This window comes from Priestia abyssalis, assembly GCF_002019595.1.
GTDB lineage: Bacteria > Bacillota > Bacilli > Bacillales > Bacillaceae_H > Bacillus_BA > Bacillus_BA abyssalis.
The window spans coordinates 852,184-869,833 of record NZ_KV917369.1 but is presented as its reverse complement, the minus strand read 5'-3'; the positions used below and the strand labels follow the sequence as shown (position 1 = coordinate 869,833).

At 40.1% G+C, this 17,650-nt stretch carries 19 protein-coding genes and 3 pseudogenes; 5 read left to right on the top strand and 17 right to left on the bottom strand.

The features are described from left to right. Nucleotides 1–5 precede the first annotated feature (5 nt). Nucleotides 6–163 (top strand): annotated as a pseudogene (locus tag BK575_RS04100) (DDE-type integrase/transposase/recombinase); the annotation flags it as partial. 203 nt (nucleotides 164–366) lie between these two features. Here BK575_RS04100 and BK575_RS04095 read toward each other — a convergent pair. The 14 genes and pseudogenes from BK575_RS04095 to BK575_RS04035 form a co-directional block, all read right to left on the bottom strand. Further along, on the bottom strand, nucleotides 367–1,158 hold the full coding sequence (locus tag BK575_RS04095; protein ID WP_078409019.1) for a 2-keto-4-pentenoate hydratase: 792 nt from the start codon (nucleotides 1,156–1,158) through the stop codon (nucleotides 367–369). Nucleotides 1,159–1,251: 93 nt separating this feature from the next. Further along, entirely contained in the window at nucleotides 1,252–2,106 is an 855-nt protein-coding gene (locus BK575_RS04090) for an alpha/beta fold hydrolase (protein WP_078409018.1), read from the bottom strand. A gap of 30 nt (nucleotides 2,107–2,136) precedes the next feature. Beyond that, a complete protein-coding gene (locus BK575_RS04085; RefSeq protein ID WP_078409017.1) occupies nucleotides 2,137–3,072 on the bottom strand; it encodes a DODA-type extradiol aromatic ring-opening family dioxygenase in 936 nt (311 codons plus the stop codon). A gap of 122 nt (nucleotides 3,073–3,194) precedes the next feature. Next, nucleotides 3,195–4,604, bottom strand: a complete 1,410-nt coding sequence (locus tag BK575_RS04080; protein WP_078409016.1) for a PucR family transcriptional regulator — start codon at nucleotides 4,602–4,604, stop codon at nucleotides 3,195–3,197. Between the two features lie 189 nt (nucleotides 4,605–4,793). Next, nucleotides 4,794–4,871, bottom strand: coding sequence for a hypothetical protein (locus tag BK575_RS29535; RefSeq protein WP_407984366.1), 78 nt, complete (start codon nucleotides 4,869–4,871; stop codon nucleotides 4,794–4,796). A gap of 125 nt (nucleotides 4,872–4,996) precedes the next feature. Further along, entirely contained in the window at nucleotides 4,997–5,863 is an 867-nt protein-coding gene (gene hcaB / locus BK575_RS04075; RefSeq protein WP_078409015.1) for a 3-(cis-5,6-dihydroxycyclohexa-1,3-dien-1-yl)propanoate dehydrogenase, read from the bottom strand. A gap of 54 nt (nucleotides 5,864–5,917) precedes the next feature. Next, a complete protein-coding gene (locus tag BK575_RS04070; protein ID WP_078409014.1) occupies nucleotides 5,918–6,253 on the bottom strand; it encodes a non-heme iron oxygenase ferredoxin subunit in 336 nt (111 codons plus the stop codon). 29 nt (nucleotides 6,254–6,282) lie between these two features. Next, nucleotides 6,283–6,882 (bottom strand): aromatic-ring-hydroxylating dioxygenase subunit beta, encoded by a 600-nt coding sequence (locus BK575_RS04065; RefSeq protein WP_328589478.1) that lies wholly within the window; start codon nucleotides 6,880–6,882, stop codon nucleotides 6,283–6,285. Between the two features lie 34 nt (nucleotides 6,883–6,916). Next, nucleotides 6,917–8,242: an aromatic ring-hydroxylating dioxygenase subunit alpha gene (locus tag BK575_RS04060; protein WP_078409012.1), complete on the bottom strand. Its 1,326-nt coding sequence runs from the start codon at nucleotides 8,240–8,242 to the stop codon at nucleotides 6,917–6,919. Nucleotides 8,243–8,509: 267 nt separating this feature from the next. Beyond that, nucleotides 8,510–9,006 (bottom strand): annotated as a pseudogene (locus tag BK575_RS04055) (IS6 family transposase); the annotation flags it as partial. Nucleotides 9,007–9,022: 16 nt separating this feature from the next. Further along, on the bottom strand, nucleotides 9,023–10,051 hold the full coding sequence (dmpG, locus tag BK575_RS04050) for a 4-hydroxy-2-oxovalerate aldolase (protein ID WP_078409011.1): 1,029 nt from the start codon (nucleotides 10,049–10,051) through the stop codon (nucleotides 9,023–9,025). A 25-nt stretch (nucleotides 10,052–10,076) separates the two neighbouring features. After that, entirely contained in the window at nucleotides 10,077–10,961 is an 885-nt protein-coding gene (locus BK575_RS04045; protein WP_078409010.1) for an acetaldehyde dehydrogenase (acetylating), read from the bottom strand. Nucleotides 10,962–10,992: 31 nt separating this feature from the next. Further along, nucleotides 10,993–11,793 (bottom strand): IclR family transcriptional regulator, encoded by an 801-nt coding sequence (locus BK575_RS04040; protein ID WP_078409009.1) that lies wholly within the window; start codon nucleotides 11,791–11,793, stop codon nucleotides 10,993–10,995. A 229-nt stretch (nucleotides 11,794–12,022) separates the two neighbouring features. Next, a complete protein-coding gene (locus BK575_RS04035; protein WP_078409008.1) occupies nucleotides 12,023–12,292 on the bottom strand; it encodes an iron-sulfur cluster biosynthesis family protein in 270 nt (89 codons plus the stop codon). Nucleotides 12,293–12,456: 164 nt separating this feature from the next. On the opposite strand from BK575_RS04035, the pseudogene BK575_RS28840 reads away from it, so the two are divergent. Next, nucleotides 12,457–12,549 (top strand): annotated as a pseudogene (locus BK575_RS28840) (IS6 family transposase); the annotation flags it as partial. Nucleotides 12,550–12,748: 199 nt separating this feature from the next. On the opposite strand, the gene BK575_RS04025 reads toward BK575_RS28840, so the two are convergent. Both BK575_RS04025 and BK575_RS04020 read right to left on the bottom strand, forming a co-directional pair. Beyond that, the gene (locus BK575_RS04025) at nucleotides 12,749–13,045 is read right to left on the bottom strand and encodes a barstar family protein (protein ID WP_078409006.1); all 297 of its coding nucleotides are present in this window, start codon (nucleotides 13,043–13,045) and stop codon (nucleotides 12,749–12,751) included. A gap of 133 nt (nucleotides 13,046–13,178) precedes the next feature. Next, nucleotides 13,179–13,643 (bottom strand): hypothetical protein, encoded by a 465-nt coding sequence (locus tag BK575_RS04020; protein WP_078409005.1) that lies wholly within the window; start codon nucleotides 13,641–13,643, stop codon nucleotides 13,179–13,181. A gap of 824 nt (nucleotides 13,644–14,467) precedes the next feature. Between BK575_RS04020 and BK575_RS04015 the strand changes: the two genes are divergently transcribed. The 3 genes from BK575_RS04015 to BK575_RS29455 are packed head-to-tail and all read left to right on the top strand — an operon-like array spanning nucleotide 14,468 to nucleotide 16,671. Beyond that, nucleotides 14,468–14,812, top strand: a complete 345-nt coding sequence (locus BK575_RS04015; protein WP_078409004.1) for a DUF485 domain-containing protein — start codon at nucleotides 14,468–14,470, stop codon at nucleotides 14,810–14,812. A gap of 6 nt (nucleotides 14,813–14,818) precedes the next feature. After that, nucleotides 14,819–16,369: a solute symporter family protein gene (locus BK575_RS04010; RefSeq protein WP_078409003.1), complete on the top strand. Its 1,551-nt coding sequence runs from the start codon at nucleotides 14,819–14,821 to the stop codon at nucleotides 16,367–16,369. Next, on the top strand, nucleotides 16,306–16,671 hold the full coding sequence (locus tag BK575_RS29455) for a GerAB/ArcD/ProY family transporter (RefSeq protein WP_328589543.1): 366 nt from the start codon (nucleotides 16,306–16,308) through the stop codon (nucleotides 16,669–16,671). The genes BK575_RS04010 and BK575_RS29455 overlap by 64 nt, the downstream gene beginning before the upstream one ends. Here the strand turns inward: BK575_RS29455 and BK575_RS04005 are convergent. Then, a complete protein-coding gene (locus BK575_RS04005; RefSeq protein ID WP_078409002.1) occupies nucleotides 16,652–17,605 on the bottom strand; it encodes a sugar ABC transporter substrate-binding protein in 954 nt (317 codons plus the stop codon). The genes BK575_RS29455 and BK575_RS04005 overlap by 20 nt on opposite strands. Nucleotides 17,606–17,650 lie beyond the last annotated feature (45 nt).

Sequence of the window (17,650 nt, the reverse complement as noted above, 5' to 3'; positions counted from 1 at the left end):
ACCACATCGCGGAACAGGATCATCGATTTATTAAGAAACGCGTCCTTTCTAAGTTAGGTTTCAAGTCTTTTGACACAGCTGCATCTATTCTTTCTGGAGTAGAAGCCATGTATATGATCAAAAGAGAACAGATGGATTTACGGATCAGTCTGTCCAAAATTAGAAAGAATTCACCGGTTCTGGTGCAAATCTCGAGTTTTGTCAAAATACAAACAAAAATATAGGGTTATTTCCGAATGGTACAGTCTTTTTTTTCATAAATATTCGCAATGAATCTTTTCATTCCGAATAAAAATTGCTCGTGTAGTCGGTAATATTCATGTTGGGATAGCTGTCTAAATCTTTTTGCACCAGAACTCTTGATACTTACCGAAAAGAAACTTCCACTTTTCCTAACTCACTGAACTCAGCAGTAAACACATCCCCTTTTTGTGCAACTACTGCTGCGGATAAAGCACCTGATAAAATCACTTCTCCAGCTTTTAAAATGACATTATATTCAGACAATTTGTTCGCTAACCAGGCTACACATGTGGCCGGATGACCTAATACATCTGCCCCTGTCCCTTTGTTCATGAGCTCGCCATTTTTATAAAGATTCATTTCGATTTTAGTCAGGTCTAAACCATTGACAGCGAATTTTTCGTCTCCTAATACATAAAGCCCGCAGGAAGCATTATCGGCAACAGTGTCTTGGAGCTTGATTTTCCAATTCAGAATTCGACTGTCCACAATCTCTAATGCAGGAATGATGGACTCAGTTGCAGCTAAAACGTCTTCTGCTGTCACATTTGGACCTTTAAGATCCTTATTGAGAACAAAGGCGATCTCCCCTTCAACCTTTGGTTCGAAAAGCGAAGCGACAGCGATGCTGCCCTTATTTGGAACACTCATACTGTCCAATAAGTGACCGTAATCCGGCTGGTCGACTCCTAAAAGCTCTTGCATGGCAAAAGAAGTTAACCCAATCTTTTTCCCAACGATTTTCTGTCCAGCCTTGACTTTCTGATCAATCGCTTTTAACTGGACTTGATACGCTTCGTGAACAGTCAGGCTTGGATACAGATCGGTTAACGGCGTGACGGATTTTTTCGTTTGCTCTGCATGGAGCAAATGCTCGTATGCATCTTGTACTACAGCTGTTTTTTGTATGCTCAAAGAAAAAACCTCTTTCTTTTAAATGATAAAAAGAACTTTGATAGTACAGGTTTCTACACTTGCACTATCAAAGTTGGGTAAAAATATCAAAACTTACTTCACAAGAATTTTACTAAAAAAATCAATAATGACCTTGTTAAATTCTTGAGCCTTTTCCCATTGTGGCCAATGTCCAGCATCATTAATGACGGTTAATTCACTGCCGGGAATCATCTCTTGAATAGGTTTTGCTTCCTCGACTGTAGAGGTTGGGTCATGATCCGTCCATGCTAATAAGGTTGGAACATCAATCTTTCCACACCAAGATGGATCCCAGCTATAATTTTGTCGATATTCAATGTCCTGAAGGGCAACAATGTGATGAACAGCTTCTTGGTACGATGGCTGTGTATAAATTTTGTAACGAGCTTCAATAAGCTCATCGGTGACTTGACTCTTATCGTACATTAACCATTCAAGTCTGGTTTTTACATTTTCATAGTTTGCTTCCAGAACAGCCTTAACGGTGGATTCCTTCAGCTTTTTCATAACTTCAGCCTTGTTGTTAACATTTCCCGGAGTATTTAAAACTAATGCTTTGGCAATTCCAGGGTGATGGGCAGCGAACCATGCTGCGACCCAACCGCCTAGTGATTCACCAGATAGATAGACTTCTTTCAAGTCTAAAGCCTGGATGACCCATAATAGATGATCACTATAGGAATCAATTCCGTAAGGGTGATCTGGCTTTTCTGTGTAACCATGCCCGAGCATATCAATGCAGATTACACGGAAATGCTCACTCAACCCTCTAATGTTCCGGGCGTAAGCCTCAATATGACCGCCAGTACCATGAAGCAAAATAAGCGGTTCCCCAGTTCCTGCTTCTAGTACTCTCGTTTTGATTCCATTTGCATCCACATAATAATTTTTAAACTCTAAATCGGCTAAGTCTGTCCAAATTGTCATCTCGTTCTCCTCCTCCGTTTTTTGAAAGTCTTATACTTTATGGAACTTGACAACGCCCATTCCCGTCACCCATTCTGGGATTGGCTCATAACAAGCAACCTCTGGTTCAAGCCCTTGAAGAATTCCTAGCAGCACAAGCCAGTTATGAATTTCCTGACCGCCATTGCCGCCATTTTCCTCGATAAAATCAGGGCCCCATTGTCTTAGTGCCTGATAGTCTTTTTCTGTAATCAATCGTAAAAATTCACGATCCCACTCTTCATTGACCGGTCCGGATTTCAAACTTGTCACACGTGTTTTGCGCGTGTTCAAATATTCGTCAAGCTGCTCAATTTCTTGACGGCCATTTGTTAGGACTTTAATTAGCTCTTGATCTTCAGGCTTTTTACTATCGATCTTTGGAATTGGAACCCAGTGAGAGATCCCTCCTGAAGCGACAATCGCTACCTTTTTATCGCTTTCCCATGATTCAATTGCTTTGCGGACGACTTCTCCGACTTGGAAACAGCGGTCCATTGTAGGCAGCGGCGGCGCTGCTGTATTCACGGCAATCGGCACAACCGGTATCTTTAGATCAGGGTTTAAAAAGTGGATGGCTTGAGTGTGGCCATGATCCACTTTCATTCTCATCGAAAAAGCAAAATCTACATTGTTCGCCAAACCTGTATCAAGAACATGCTTCGCTAATTCTTGCTGCACAGGAATTTGATATTCAGGAATTTGCCAGTCGCCCCATCCTTCACATCGATCAATTCCAATCGTAAAGGATGGCATATGATCATAAAAATAACTATTGAAATGATCATCCGAAATTAAGACGATTACATCTGTTCCAATATCCTCCAGCCATTTTTTCATATCGGCAACGGTATTTAGAAAACGCTTCCCTTTTTCTCCGCCGCCAGCTTCATTTGTCATGATCATCGGACTATGTGACATTGCTACTCCTGCTACTATTTCAGCCATGTCTTCCACCCCTCTAACCTGAATATTTTTTTTACGATTCGGGCGGGGGCATTACCCCGTTTTAATCCATTTGTCAACTCAAATTAACAGCCCCCATTACGGCAACCAAACGGTGAATTTATTCACTCAATTTTTAGATCTCCCAAAATGATACCCGCTTGCAGTGCCAAGAAAAGCTGACTACTGGTTTGTAGATCATTGATATCAGCATCTAAAATTTCACCTATTTTTTGCACGCGATATCGTAATCCACCAATCGACAAATTCATTATTTTTGCTGCTTTACATATATTTTGGCCACTTTTAATGTAATAATATAGAGTTTTGGTTAACTCTGATTCTTTCCCTCGATCGTATTCAAGTAATTTCGAAAGCATTTTGTTGCAGAAATGCCGGATATCATCCATTTTTCCTGCGCGAAATAAAATCCCCACCGCCCCTAAATCATCAAAGTACATAATTTCTTTTTGCTGAGAGTTCATGTTCAATGAAATGAGAGCTTCATTGTACAGAATCGGTATATCTTCAAGAGACTTGGATCTTGAACTCATGCCAATTTTAAAAGGTATATTAGGGTATTTTTCTTTCAGAAAACAAAGTAATTTTCTGATAAATTCATCGACGTTTATAAAATATTTCGAGAACAAGTCAATAGGCATCAACGCAGCTATGTTTTGAGAGTCTTCCGAGATTAAGATATTCAGATTACGCTCCATAAAATATCTTGAAAAAACTTCAATCAAATTCATACCGCCGATTGGATCCTTTTCATTCGGATAAAGATTTGGATCCCCTTTCAAAACTAAAAATTGATACTCTTTGCCCAAATCCACTCCAATATGTCTGGCCCTTTTGAATAATACTACAGGGTTTAAACGATTATGGATCATATCTTCTAAAAATCCGCCTTTGATGTTTAACTTCAGTTCTGTATCCAGGATTGTTTCCTTGTTATAATTACTCACAGATCCGATGAGACACATTTGCTTCATTTTCAACCAATCAACTGCATTAAAAGAAGTGTTAATAAAGGAGCAGTAACCTACAATCTTGCCTCTAGATACCATCGGAGCAATTAATCTCTTATGTTCATCAGATTGGACCAGTTCGACAATTTGCTGCTTCTCAATAAGTTCAGTCAGTTTGATGTGATTATCTCCATCGAGATTATTTTTAACGATTTTCTTTAAGTTACTGCTATATTGTCTAGCCAGTTCCGGATCTAAGCCTATTGAATAAAGATAGTTAAATCCTAGATCTTCAAGAATGATGGGGATGTTTGTAAGCTGATAGCATACGTCAGCCAATCGTGCTTCCAAAATGCCATTTAGAAACTGTCCTATGGCTTGGTTATTGAAATCTAAGGCAGCCTGCAAGTTATTTTTTTCAGTTAAAACTGTATCAAGGCAGTTCAGAAGCATTTGTGGCAGTCCCGATTCGAACTCCTTCTCTGTGAAGTTATAGTTTCCAAAATGCGACGACATTTGAACAAACATTTCCAATGCTTTAGGATAATGGACCTTATTTTGCAATATATTCACCCACTTAAGAAAGTTACAAGCTTAATTAGCTCCCCTGAAAAATTAGCATTTTAAGATTATTCTACTTCTCCTGAGTGTGCTTGTCGATTCCTTACATCATCCCGTTAATGGCGGACTTTGAGGAACTAAGCAAAGCAAAGTCTATAGGGATGAAAGTGCGTCCATCGGACCAACCCACCGTTAGCATACGGAATCCATGCGATACAAAGCTGAATGATCTGAGCCATCAACTTCTACCCTCCCTAGCATATTTGTCATGTAACTTCTCCATGCGGGCACATCCTTCACAGAAAAACCCAAATATCCCATGTTTCCAATTGCCATGCTATCTCATTCTTCACCTAAACCGCTCTGATCGGTGAAATGGAATTAATAGTACTTTTTCAATCTCTAATCCTTAATTTCTCCAGCAATCCCTGACTTCCCGTTTTTCTGCGAAGACCTCGAATGCCCCAGCCTCCATCGAAATTCAATACCGCTCCTGTAGCCGGAATATTGTCATTTCGCGAGGCAAAAAATACGTAAGACCCAGCATAATCTTCTCCGGACAATATACGCCCGATCGGAGAGGCTGACTCTACATTCTCCTTACCCGGTTCCAAGTCATTGTCTTTGTACCATTCTTTATACATGCTCGTTATGGACCTATTGTCCATTTCCAGTGAGGCAGGTCCCCTCAAATCCGTCATTGCACCGCCAATGGCAATGCCATTCACTCGGATATAAGGGGCTAATTCAAATGCCAACTGGCGAACCAAACCAACAACGGCGTGCTTGGTGGATGTGTAAAGCGGTCCGCCTCCGTTTGTGTAAAAGCCTGCATTAGAAACCGTAAAGATCATATTCCCCCGGGTTTCCGCCAATTGCGGCAGACACGCCTTGGCCGCAAGCAAGTAACCCTTGACATTGATATGGAACAATTCATCAAATGCTTGATCAATCTTGTCTTCCGGAAGATCCACCAGCGACATGTTGTAATCCCAAATACCGACATTTGCAATTAACGTGTCAATTTTCCCGAAATGTTCAGTACACCGGCTTACCGCTGACTTGAGGTCACTGAACTGACGTACGTCTCCAACCATTCCAATGACATTTTCACCATACTCTTGTTCAAGCTGATTCAGACGATCTCCCGACTTGTCAAACACTGCAACTTTGGCACCTTCAGCCACAAATCGTTCCACAATGGCACGGCCGACGCCGGATGCACCGCCTGTAATCAAGACCACTTCATTGGTCAATCTCATAATTGCAGCTCCCCACTCGTATAAATAGTCACATATAGCATGATCATAGGTTGGTTACTCTTTTTTTTCAAAGTACCCGTCTTCAAAAGCCACATATACATCGTCTCCATCAACCCGTACCGGATACTTTTTCAAAGGTTTCCAAGGGGGGGCCATCTTTACTTCTCCTGTGCGGGCACAAAACTTTCCCATATGCAATGAGCACACGATGACATCTCCCTCTAGATAACCGCCTTCAGACAGCGACCATTTGGCGTGAGAACAGCGGTCTTGTGTTGCAAATACTTCGCCATTGACATTAAACACCGCTACTGCCGTGTCTCCTTCCACTACCTTTAACCCCTCATCATCCGGTAGATCAGACAACGTGCAAACCTTGGTAAATTTCATAATGCATCTCCTTTCCACTGTAGTAATGTTTAAAAAAAGACAGACAAGTTATTTGCCAAAATCGTACCTTGATCAATCAAAATGGTTCGGCGGGCAATTTTAAAGCCCAATCCTCCTTCTGAACGCCGCAGTACATCCCGGCGTTCGCCCGGAAAAATATCTGCCTGATGTTCTGAACGGTTGCGATACACGATAAATGACGATGCCACCTCATACGTGTTCGGTTCCTCCATCTCCCGAATAATGACGTTAGAAATAATGTGCCGTGTACGCGACAACGGATTCTCCGCCCAGTTCACCCCCGATACTCTCGCTCGAATACGTCCGCGCATCGTTTCATAGGTATCGTCGTAGTGCGCACCTTTTCCTAGAGGCGCATACTCCTGCAACATTTCTCTACCTAACCGGTTCAAACGAATCGGCATCCAATAATGAATATCCTTGTCCATCAGCTCGAACCACGCTTCAAACTTCGAGTGGTCTAGCAGCTGCGCTTCCTTGTAGTAAAACTGCTCAATTTCATGTTGCAGTTCCAGACTTGTGCTACTTTCCGCCCATTTAAACGGTTTGACTAACTCCATTATTTCCATGCCCCTTACCTCCCTTGTTTTAATCCTAAATCGTATCATCCGATCCCTCATATGTGTAAGCAACGACCTCAACTTAAGATTGGGGCCTCAATGTATCCCAACTCGGTTCCGACATCATGCGGGCCCAATGGGAATAAAACCCTCTAGCTGCTTCTTCAGAAAATACATAGGAGGTTTTACCCGGAAATTCCGGATTGTTTTTTCCCGGAACATTCAGCCCCATTTGCATAGCCAGCGGTGCAGTTCTGGCCTTGTACCCACGAAGAGCGGTCTGAATTTCAACCCAGTTCTCCCCGTCATCCTGCTCGAACACTCCACTGGCACTGAACGTACGGACATTTTGACGAGCCAGTTCATCCTTGATTTCCTGCGGCGCATCCTTATCAACGACGACGAAGGCCCATACCTCAATCTGATCCGGTCCCTTCGGATGCCAGGTCCGCACAGTGTTCATACCATACGGCAAGAATGAGCAGGTTGGAAAGATAGTCATGTGGCTTGTCGCCATTCTGTGGTATGGCAGCAGAGGGGCCAGACGTTCTTTCGCCTTTTCAAAAGCCGGGCCTTCGCTATAATATTTGTCGACTATGGGTCCTACACGTACCGAACCTCTTGCTGTATCAATATAAAAGCCGCATCCATGACCGCCCCATTTGGCTCGGAACTGATGTCCTTTCATATGAGGCTCAAAACTGGATATATCTTGCTCGGGTGGCAACCCTGCAACTACAGCAGCCATATGAGATGACAAGGCATGATACATGTCACTGGCAAATTGCTCTGCAGCAAACTTCCAGTTACAGGGGATTACCCACTTTTGCATGACCCCGATGGCTTCTGTCCCTGCCTCGGAACGATCCAACATGGTGTCCATGTAAGGGGTTGCATCACTCAAATAAGTCAGCAAATCCGGCGCTTCCGGATCCCAGTTGGCAAATACTAACCCCTTGTATATCTCCACCCTAGCCTGCATCGGCCCCCACTCTTCTTTCTTGAATCCGGAGAATACTTCTTCTTCAAACGGCACATTGACCAGATTGCCTGCTGTGTCATACGCCCAGCCATGGTAGGTGCACGTGAACGCCTTGGCATTCCCGCAATCCGCCCGGCAAATCTTCATCCCGCGATGTCGGCATTGATTATGGAACACCTTGATGCTTCCATCTCTCTGCCGCACCATTACCACAGGATCTTCTCCCATATAGGTGGTCAAGTAATCTCCCCGTTTGGGAACATGGCTCTCATGGCCAAGAAGCAGCCATGAACGTCCAAAAACCCTCTCCAATTCCAACTCATACAGTTCCTGATCCGTATAAATGCGTGGATCTAACACTCCCTTCTCTTCATCGATAAGGGCACGGATTGCTTCGGGTGTCCATTTTTCTGAATTAAGGCTCATAGATTAAAACCTTCCTTTCTATTTAAAATAACAAATTGAAATCGCTTTCTTTTATCAAGTTTAAATTTTTTGACGATTAAAAAATACAACAAAAAGTGCTTTTTATTTCTGTATTTTCTAAATATTTAGTACAAATAGGTTGATAAAAATTTCCATTTTACAACACTCGGAATATAAGCATATATAACCAAAGTCCTTCCGATGCCGCGCACTTTAAGCGTTAAATACAAACCAATAACACAAAACAAAATAAAAAAAATATTAGACAAAAGATTTAAACCCTAACATGGGAAGGACTCGTCTCTTAATGAATCGATGATCGTGTTCCACGATGTTGTTCAAATATTTCACTTGCCTTATATGGATGCATTCTGACATCTTTTTTTCTTCTTTTAACTCTTCAATTGCTACTGGATAAGCTGGATTCTTATCTACAGTAATGACACGAGGAGTAGGTACACGTGAAAAAGCCAAGGCTTTTTTCAAGAAGCGCTTGGCTGATTTGCCATCCCTCGTTTTACGAAGGAAAAAGTCAATAGTATTCCCATCCGAATCGACTGCACGATACAGGTACATCCATTCTCCTTTTACTTTTATGTGCGTTTCATCTACTCTCCATGAAGCATTAGTTTGTTTGAGATGATACCGGACTCTCTTATCCAGCTCAGGACCATATGGATGGACCCAACGCATAATAGTTGTGTGAGCTATGATAAGCCTCGTTTCTCCATTATTTCCACTAAATCACGAAAACACTTACTAAACAAGATTGGCGATAATTTAACGTACAGTTGCCGGGCTCTTAGCCTTCGCAATTTCTGCTGCTACATCTAAAATCATATCCTCTTGGCCACCAACAACTTTACGTTTGCCTAATTCGATTAAAATATCACGTGAATCGATATTAAATTTTTCAGCTGCGCGTTTCGCATGAAGAGCAAAGCTTGAGTATACTCCAGCATAACCTAGTGTAAGGCTATCTTTTGTAATTTCTTGAGGCGTTTGCAAAATTGGTGCCACAATGTCTTCTGCCAAATCCATCATTTTATATAAATCTACCCCTGTTTGAATTCCCATCCGTTCAAGAACGGCTACAAGTACTTCTGTTTGCGTATTACCAGCACCTGCTCCTAAGCAGCGAACACTACCATCAATACGAGTAGCTCCTTCTTCGATTGCGGCAAGTGTGTTTGCCATCGCAAGAGATAAATTGTTATGACCATGGAAACCTACGTTAATGCCTACAGATTGTTTCAGTGCACGAATACGTTCACGAACTTGATCTGGAAGTAGATAACCTGCTGAATCGACTACATATACAGTATCTGCTCCATAGCTTTCCATTAGTTTTGCCTGTTCTACTAATTTTTCAACTGGTGCCATATGGGACATCATTAAAAATCCGACCGTTTCCATTCCAAGTTCTTTTGCATAAGCAATATGTTGTGGAGCCACGTCTGCTTCAGTTACATGAGTTGCGATACGAGCCATTTTTGCTCCCAAATTGGCTGCTTCTTTTAATTCATGTAAAGTACCAATACCTGGTAATAATAAAACAGCGATTTTTGATTTATCCGCAATAGAAACTGCTGCTTCGATTAATTCCATTTCATTTGTTCGTGAGAGACCATATTGTAAAGATGATCCAGCTAAACCGTCTCCATGTGATACTTCGATATATGGGACATTGGCGTCATTCAATGCTTTTGCAACTTTCAGTACTTGATCTACAGTATATTGATGAGAGATCGCATGGCTTCCATCTCGCAACGCTACCTCAGTGATAAGAATATCTCTTTTATTTGTCATTGTTTTGTGTACCCCTTTCTACAGCTCAAACTGTTTCTTTCATTAATAAATTTTTGGCGAATTCTTCTGCTATTCTCACGCCTGCTGCTGTCATAATATCAAGGTTTCCTGAATATTTTGGTAAGTAATCTCCAGCCCCTTCTACTTCTATGAAGATGGTTACTTTATTTCCATCAAAGATTGGTTCCGTACGAAGGCGATAGCCAGGAACATAAGATTGAACAACTTTAGTCATTTCTTCAATCGATTGCTTAATCGCTTCTTCGTCCATTTTTCCTTCTTCTACAAGAGTATAAACCGTATCACGCATAAGAATTGGCGGTTCTGCAGGATTCAAGATAATGATCGCTTTTCCTTTTTTAGCACCTCCAACCACTTCGATCGCACGTGAAGTCGTTTCCGTAAATTCATCGATATTTGCACGAGTTCCAGGTCCTGCACTACGGCTTGAGATTGTCGCAACGATTTCAGCATATTCTACTGGGCATACACGATTTACGGCATGGACCATCGGGATGGTTGCCTGTCCGCCGCAAGTAATAAGGTTGATGTTATCTTTATCTAAATGCTCTTCAATGTTTACTGCCGCACACACATATGGACCTACAGCGGCAGGAGTCATATCAATCACTTTTTTGCCTGCTTCTTTTAACACTTTCGCATTATAGAGATGGGCCTTAGCGGATGTGGCATCAAAGATAATGTCAGCCAATTCTGGTGTTTCGAGAAATCCATCTATCCCATTATCAATGGCCACATAGCCTGATTCTCTCGCGCGACGCAATCCATCCGAATTTGGATCAATCCCAATTACAGTCGTCAACTCTAAAACTTCAGAGCGTCCTAGTTTTATCATAAGATCTGTCCCAATATTTCCTGAACCAAGAATGGCAACTTTTACTTTTGACAAAATAATTCTCCTCCTACATATAAATGTATTTTTAAAATCCCTCTGGCCTCGTTTTTATTAGATAATGATCATCTTTATAACCTAAACAAGTTGAAATCTCAGATGCAGCTCTTTTAATTCCCACTATTACCTTGGAAAGCCGCTCTTCGTCAAGTCTCATTTTAGGTGCAGCACAGCTAATTGCAGCGATTACACTTCCTTGATGATTAAATATTGGGGCAGCTATACATTTGAGCCCTAACTCTATCTCTTCATCATCGATGGCATAGCCTTTGTCCCGTATAGACTTTAAATGATTTTTAATATCCGCTATATTAGTCATCGTGTACTCTGTAAACGATTCCAAAATCGCAGATGATAAAATTCTATCTATTTCTTGTTCGCTTTGGTAGGCAAGAATCGCTTTTCCAACACCTGTACAATGAATGGGAGCTCTTTTTCCTACATGTGAGTAGATTGTAAGAGCTCTGGGCCCTTCCATTTTTTCAATGTAAATAACTTCGTCTCTCTGTAACATGACTAAGTGAACGGTTTCATTAAGTTCATCGACTAGATTTCTAATAATGGGTTTAGCAATTTTTCCAATATCAAGATGATTCCCCACAAAATTGCCGAGTTCAAAAAGTTTGATACCCAGCTTATACTTCAAATCATCTGGGTTTTGTTGAAGGTACCCTCTATGTTCCAAAGTTTTGATAATACCGTGAACTGTACTTTTTGATAAGTTCAGTTTTTGACTTATTTCTTTGACACTTAGTTCTGGATGAGAAGTTAAAAACAATTCAAGGACATCAGCTGCTCTTTCAACCGATTGGATGAGGCGTTCAGCCATTACTATCCCCTCTCTTTCGTTCGTCATTATCGAATGGTGTTCGCGTTTTTTAGTGGATGCTTTTATAGTAACGCTTGTCTATAAATGTGTCAATATATTCTAACAATTTAAAATTTCCGTAAAAAAAGGTCAGTCCCCTGCTGACTTAATACAGTGAGGGACTGACCCGGGAATTACTTCTTCATTTCCTTCTTTTCCCTTGTCATATTTTAAATTTTTAAGTGTTATTTTAAATAACCTCAAATTGCTTAAAACCAGTCTGATCTGGTATAAAATCTAATTTTTTGTTACTAAAATAATGGCACTCGCCTTTGTCAATAATAAAGTGCATCCCATCTATAGATATTTCAGTATCATTTGGCTGAATAGATTCTTCAAAAGTTAATTTCAGCTTCATAAAACAACTTTTACGCATTTGCATCCGGATTATTTGATTTGAGTCCGTTAATTTTAATCTGTTTTGTAGTTCTGTTTTTGCTGCTTCTGTTACCTTAAACACGAAATCACCCCATTTATGTTTGTTCGGTCAACCTTTCTTATCAAGATAATAATAAATCAGGACCTGTTCATTGCCCATACAACTATATAAAACTGATTTCAAGTTTCGGCCTTAGGCTTAAGCTTTTTCTATCGTGTTGATTTTTGACTCGTTTATACGAAGAAAAGCGCTTCTTGAAAAAATCCTTGGCTTTTTCACATGTACCCACTCCTCGTGTCATTACTGTAGATAAAAATCCAGCTTATCCAGTAGCAATTGGAGAATCTGAGCCATCTATTTGCCTTTTAATTGGATGTATTTGTAGTTGTCTAGGTGCAGGAATTGCCCTAGGTTTAGGATCTTACCTATCTAGAATTACTTTAAAAACAACTAAATCGGTTAATAAATAATATGAATATCATATACACATCTCTTCTTCAACTAAACTGGTTAACCTCATAATACGAACGCCACCCGTTAGCTGAAGAAGCCCTCACTCTTCCAGTTTGGAAAGTCTTCGTTATAATCGTGAAGGCACTCCTTCATTATTTTTGCATCAGACGGTAAGTTTTTTTCTAACTCAGACCATCCGTGAAAAATTATTTTATTCGGTAAAGGTGCCACAAGCCCCGTTATTGCATCCCAAAAAGCATCCCAATTTTCACCATAAAAATCAGGAAATTCAAGCTTCTCTTTGAGAAGTAAATGTAATTCTTTTGCAGTTTTTATATTAGTTACATCAATAGTCACAATTGATTCACGTTCAATACTCAATTAACAAACCTCGATTAAATTATTCATCTTATATTTTATCATTCTTTTCTAAAGAAGTTTGCCTTGTTGTTAAGCTAACCTCCGCGTTTGTTCAATAAAAAAGGCGGCACCATTTATTGAAGTAGTGCCCCTGTTAGTTCAACAAAGAATTTCTTTTAATTTCTTTTATAATCGGTTCACCAAAAGAAATCACATCAATTATATGGTCTAAACACGCTATTTCATAATGAATAAATGGTTCTTCTGGAAAGACATCTGTAGCAATAGTACCCTTTTTAATAAAATCTAAGTACCTTGACTTCTTAAATATTCGAAAAGAATTTCCCTCAAAGATTTCATAATCATCTAAAACAGTAAACGACTCATTCATAACCGAATAAGATACATATGATTCAAAATCTATCTGAATTATTGGTAATTCTTCATTCACTTCGATAGGGTGTGCATCTCTAAAAATCTGATCTCCTATCTCAATATCTTCACTTTCCTGACTTACTTTACATCTGCTAATAAAAATTCTTAACGAATTTGTTTTAGGTTCTGTTAAGCTATCGAGAAGGATATAACCTTCTCGTTTCATTAAGTGCTTATATTCCATTATTTATCTCCTGTTCTTTCTTCACTGTTTTATATTATTAATTTCGCTAATTTACCAAACTTTCCTTGTTAAACAAGCCTGCATCCTTTAGTACATTTTTTCACAATCTCACGCTAATATTAACATAAATATCCATATTTATTCGGGACCTCTATTCCGTTAAATGGTCCTATAATGGAACAACAAAGTGATTTTAAACACCTTTATTTCATTTATCTGTCTTTCTTATCAATTAACACCTATTTGGTTCGTTTCACAACATATAAAAGGAGAAGAAAAACGACTTGAGTTGAGTTTCTCCTCTCCTTATTGACTTTCATTCTGGTAAATTATGAAAAACCACACAATGATGGAAGTTTCCTTTATTTTTTTCGACAAATTTAAATTGCATCGTGCTTTTTCAACAATTACATCCATGACTCTTCCCGGTCATTCATGGATGTTTTTTCTTATAGCGAAGCAACTAAAGGTAACATTTATTACCAATTAATTATTGAACTGTATTATAATACAGATTTAAAACAATTAATTATTTTTTCAAAAAATAAGGCTTTATCTGTAATATAACAAACTGTCGATGAGTGTAGAATATACAAAAATAAAATAATTAAAATTTAATTTACAAATTTTTCTGATAACTATATAATTAACTCGAATATTGAAAGCGCTTTAATTAAGAAGGGAGGAAATTGTAACTTTTCCGCGTTTTTACGCTGTAGATGTTGTTTATTTGACATTGTGAACTACACGCCACTTAACACCCTTACGGATTGTTTGAAGTGGGAGAATTCTTTTCGGAAACCTAGTTAAAAGGGGGATTCAATATGTCATTACAAGGGACACAAGCTCAAACCGAGCAGCAGCCTCAAGACATCGATTACACGGAAATCGCTCAATCCGCTCCATTTAAAAGACTATTAGCAGAGAAAAGAAAATTCATCCTGCCGCTTTCATTATTTTTCTTAGCCTTCTACTTCACGCTTCCGATTTTAACGGCTTACTCTACCGTATTGAACCAGCAGGCCTTTTTGGGAATGACATGGGCATGGGTATTCGCTTTTGCCCAATTCGTCATGACATGGGCGCTGTGCATGATTTACTCCAGCAAAGCCGCAAAGTTCGATGTATTGGTCGAAGATATTATGCAGCAAATTAAAAGTGGGAGGTAACAAAATATGAACGTACTCGCATTTATACTATTTTTAGGAATTGTCGGACTCACACTTGTCATTACCTATTTTGCTGCCAAGAAAACAACCAACACAAGCGACTTTTATACGGCTGGCGGAGGATTAACAGGCTGGCAAAACGGACTGGCCATCGCCGGTGACTATATGTCGGCCGCTTCTTTCCTTGGAATCGCGGGAATGATCGCGTTAGCAGGGTTTGACGGATTCTTTTACAGTATTGGATTTCTCGTTGCTTACCTCGTCGTCCTTTACATAGTGGCCGAGCCTCTTCGCAATCTCGGTAAATACACCATGGCAGATATGATCGCTGCCCGCTTTAATGATAAGAAAGTTCGCGGTGTTGCTGCATTAAACACCATCGCCATCTCCATCTTCTACATGATTGCCCAACTTGTCGGTGCAGGCGGTCTTATTAAACTTCTTCTTGGTATTGACTACGTCTATTCGGTCCTCATCGTTGGTACATTAATGACAGTGTACGTTGTATTCGGCGGTATGACCGCAACGAGCTGGGTACAAATCACAAAAGCCGTTCTATTGATGATCGGTACATTCATTATTTCCGTCATGGTGTTCGCCAAATTCGATTTCAGTATCGCGAATATGTTCACACATATGAAAACAGCTACTCCAATCGGGGATACCTTCTTGAACCCGGGCAATAAATTCAAAGATCCACTTGATATGATTTCCTTGAATTTAGCGTTAGTGTTAGGGACTGCCGGCCTTCCGCATATTTTAATTCGTTTCTTTACGGTAAAAGACGCACCGACTGCCCGCCAATCGGTTGTATACGCGACTTGGATCATCGGTTTCTTCTATATTATGACGATTTTCCTTGGCTTCGGTGCAGCCGCATTCGTGGGCTATGATAATATTATTGCGGCAAACGCTGCCGGAAACATGGCAGCTCCGCTACTCGCCCAAGTGTTAGGCGGAGATTTCTTATTCGCTTTCGTATCGGCAGTAGCTTTTGCCACCATCCTGGCAGTAGTAGCAGGGCTTGTTTTATCAGCTGCCTCTGCGTTCGCCCATGATTTCTACAGCCACATCGTCCGCCGCGGCGAAGCGACGGAAAAAGAACAAATGGTTGCAGCCCGTTTAGCATCCATCGGTGTGGCCGTTATTTCCATTATCTTAGCGCTGTTCGCCCAAAAAATGAACGTGGCGTTCCTTGTCGCTCTTGCATTTGCCGTTGCCGCAAGTGCGAATTTGCCCATCATTTTATTAACGATTTTCTGGAGACGCTTTAACACAACAGGAGCCGTAACCGGAATGCTTGTGGGCTTGTTCAGCTCGCTCATCCTCGTGGCATTAAGCCCGAACGTGTGGAACCCAGAGCCAGGTATGGCCATCTTAGTAGGTGAAGCCATCTTCCCTCTTACAAACCCTGGAATCGTCTCCATTCCATTAGGATTTATCGCTGCCATTATTGGTACCCTCGTTTCCAGCAAAAAAGAAGACGCGAAGAAATTCGACGAAATCGTCGTGAAGGCCAATACTGGCTTAGGCGTTTCAGGTGTATCGAATCATTAAGAAATCTAACTGACGAAAGTCCCCTGGATCAAAAATCCAGGGGACTTTCATTAGATTACTGTAAACGAATATTTCGATTACTTTTTCTAATAATATTATTTGAGATTGGAAGTACAACCCTTTTCGAACTTGGGATAAAAGCAAAACAAGATGCCTGGATTGTTGTTTTAATTGCCTCATTTATCGGATCAGGCCTTGTATGGGTTACACAATTCCCAAAACTTTATCCTAATAAGAATACTGCTGAAATCGTATTGCCAGTCTTCATTATTTTTCTTATTTTCATTTTAATATTTTTTTAAGGAAGTCCAATCTCTCCTGCGCATTCTCTTCGATAATAATATCTATACCAGTATCAATAGTTTTTTCAATTTTTTCTCCCTTCATAACTTTCAGTGCGTTTTCAACGCTTATAAACCCCATATCATAAGGGTTCTGTGCTACTGTACCAGTTAAAGTTCCATCTTCAATTGACTCAACCATTTCGGTAATTCCATCTGTTCCTATAACTGGCATGTTACGCTCATGTTCCCCAATTACTTCTAAAGCATTTAGTGCCATTATGTCGGTTGTGGCAAATAAACCTTTAATATCAGGATGATTCTGCAAAATCGTTTTCATTGCTGTTCTAACTGGCAAAGATTCATTTGGTAATTCTACTTTTTCTGTCGCAATTTTGATTCCTACAGCTTCTAAACTAAATTTAGCTCCTTTTATCCGTTCACCAAAAACTGGACTTTTTAAGTCTCCACCAATAAGAGCCACTTCATCTCCAGGTTGCAGTAGCGAAGCTAATAATGCTCCTGCTTTTATGCCTAAATTAAAGTTATCGGTACCGATATAAGAAGTTTCATTTTCCCAAGGGATATTTGTATCTATTAGCAGCACAGGAATTTTATTTTCGACGAATTTTTGTAATATAGAAGTGACAGCAGGTGACTCAACTGGAGAGACCACTAATACATCTGGATGTTCTTTAAGAACATTTTCTAACATATAGTCCTGTACAGCTTCTTCTGATCCGTGACTGGGTGCAATCACTTTACCATCTATATCAAAATCTCGAAATCCCTTTTCTGCTCCTGCTTTAACAATTTCCCAATATTGTGTGTTTAGCTCCTTTAAAACAACGACTACTTTAGGCTTTTCGCCTATAAATGATTTAAATATAAAACCTATTAAGATGGCAGAAAAAACAACGATCATAAGGAGAAAAAGTAATTTTTTCTTCAACATTCAACCCTCCTTGTCGTTTTTTCCAAACCAGGAATTTCTCATAAC